The organism is Janibacter sp. CoH_79_TC_3 (assembly GCF_058197955.1).
Window position 1 is genome coordinate 1 of record NZ_JBXWIV010000167.1, and the last position, 245, is coordinate 245.

Below are 245 nucleotides of genomic sequence, written 5' to 3' on the forward strand. Positions count from 1 at the left end.
CCACAGGGCCGATCTCGGTGCGGCGAATCTCATAGGGGATGTCGTACCGGGCAAACAGCTCCTGCAATACGGTGTAATCCATGGGCTTGCCGCCGAACTGCGGGTCCAGCGTGACGGCCTGCACCGTAAAATCAAAGCCGATGTACTTGCGCAGTTCGGCAAGGCCAATGGTCAGCGCTACGCTGTCCTTGCCGCCGGAAACGCCCACCATCACCTTGTCGCCGGGGGCGTTCATTTCATAGTCC

1 protein-coding gene is annotated in these 245 nt (G+C 60.4%); it reads right to left on the reverse strand.

The window, feature by feature from the left end:
• A partial coding sequence (locus tag AC2FA3_RS15500) for an adenine nucleotide alpha hydrolase family protein (protein WP_490510371.1) occupies window positions 1–245 on the reverse strand: 245 nt, incomplete at both ends.